The following is a 1,673-nucleotide window of genomic DNA, read 5'->3' as shown; positions in this document are numbered from 1 at the left end:
ATTCAACGCATGATGAATTACTCCGCCGAACAGGCGGCCCCACCCCCGCACGGGCCCGCCGTGACCGCCCACGACCTCACCGTCGTCCGCGGCCCCCGCACCGTCCTGCGCGGCCTGCGCTTCACCGTCCCCCGAGGCCGGATCACCGGCCTCCTCGGCCCCTCCGGCTGCGGCAAGACGACCCTGATGCGCGCCATCGTCGGCACCCAGGCCAAGGTCACGGGCACCCTCGAAGTCCTGGGCCGCCCCGCCGGCGACGCCGCCCTGCGCCCCCGCATCGGCTACGTCACCCAGGCCCCCTCCATCTACACCGACCTGACCGTCCGCCAGAACCTGGAGTACTTCGCGGAAGTCCTGCGCCCCGGCCGCGACCACCGCGAAGCCCGCCACGACGCCGTCACCCGCGCCATCGCCGACGTCGACCTCACCTCGCACGAGAACGCCCTGGCCGGAAACCTCTCGGGCGGCCAGAGCAGCCGCGTGTCCCTCGCCGTGGCCCTCCTCGGCACGCCCGAACTCCTCGTACTCGACGAGCCGACCGTCGGCCTCGACCCGGTCCTGCGCCGCGACCTGTGGAACCTCTTCCACACCCTCGCCGACCGCGGCACCACCCTCCTCATCTCCTCGCACGTGATGGACGAGGCCGAGCGCTGCCACGGCCTGCTCCTCATGCGCGCCGGCGAGATCCTCGCCGAGGACACCCCCGACGCACTCCGCGCCCGTACCGCCACCGCCACCGTCGAAGAGGCATTCCTCCACCTGGTCGACGAGGCCGACTCCCGCCAGGAGACGCTCCGATGAACGCATCCCGCACGCTCGCCACCGCCGCCCGCGTCCTGGCCCAGCTGCGCCACGACCGCCGCACGATCGCGCTCCTGCTCCTCATCCCGGTCGTGATGATCACGCTGCTGCGCTTCGTCTTCGACGCCTCGCCGCGGACCTTCGACTCCATCGGCGCGTCACTGCTCGGGATCTTCCCGCTCATCACCATGTTCCTGGTGACATCGATCGCCACGCTGCGCGAACGCACCTCGGGCACCCTCGAACGCCTGCTCGCCATGCCCCTGGCCAAGGCCGACCTGATCGCGGGCTACGCCCTGGCCTTCGGCGCCCTGGCCGTCGTCCAGTCCGCCCTGGCCACCGGAATCTCCCTCTGGCTCCTCGACCTCGACGTCGTCGGCTCCCCCTGGCTGCTCCTGCTGATCGCCCTCCTGGACGCACTCCTCGGCACAGCCCTGGGCCTGTTCGTCTCCGCTTTCGCGGCGTCGGAATTCCAGGCCGTCCAGTTCATGCCGGCGGTGATCTTCCCGCAGCTGCTCCTGTGCGGCCTGTTCACCCCGCGCGACACGATGCAGCCGGTCCTGGAGGCGATCTCCAACGTGCTCCCGATGTCGTACGCCGTGGACGGCATGAACGAGGTCCTGCGCCACACGGACGTCACGGCCACCTTCGTCCGCGACGCCACGATCGTCGCCGCCTGCGCCCTCCTGGTCCTGGCCCTGGGAGCAGCCACCCTCCGCCGCCGCACCGCGTAACCCCGCCGGCACGCCACTTCCACTCGGGCACAACGCATCCAGCAATCACGCAGATTACGAAGTGATCCGATCAACAACTGATCACGAACTGCTACTTGAACCGCCGTCGAGACGTAACAGAAGCGACGGAATCGATGA

At 70.1% G+C, this 1,673-nt stretch carries 2 protein-coding genes; both read left to right on the top strand.

Features of this window, described 5'->3' with window-relative positions:
• Nucleotides 1–9 precede the first annotated feature (9 nt).
• Nucleotides 10–801: an ABC transporter ATP-binding protein gene (locus E2E34_RS34065; protein WP_138905682.1), complete on the top strand. Its 792-nt coding sequence runs from the start codon at nt 10–12 to the stop codon at nt 799–801.
• Complete coding sequence (locus E2E34_RS34060) at nt 798–1,535, top strand: ABC transporter permease (protein ID WP_138905681.1); 738 nt, start codon at nt 798–800, stop codon at nt 1,533–1,535. Before E2E34_RS34065 ends, E2E34_RS34060 begins: the two co-directional genes overlap by 4 nt.
• Nucleotides 1,536–1,673 lie beyond the last annotated feature (138 nt).

Source organism: Streptomyces albidochromogenes (assembly GCF_005981925.1).
Classification (GTDB): Bacteria; Actinomycetota; Actinomycetes; order Streptomycetales; family Streptomycetaceae; genus Streptomyces; species Streptomyces albidochromogenes.
This window is presented reverse-complemented; position numbering and strand designations above follow the sequence as displayed.

Bases quoted from the DNA above. Each gene is read 5' to 3' on its own strand.
- E2E34_RS34065 (WP_138905682.1), top strand. From the start codon at position 10: ATGATGAATTACTCCGCCGAACAGGCGGCCCCACCCCCGCACGGGCCC.
- E2E34_RS34060 (WP_138905681.1), top strand. From the start codon at position 798: ATGAACGCATCCCGCACGCTCGCCACCGCCGCCCGCGTCCTGGCCCAG.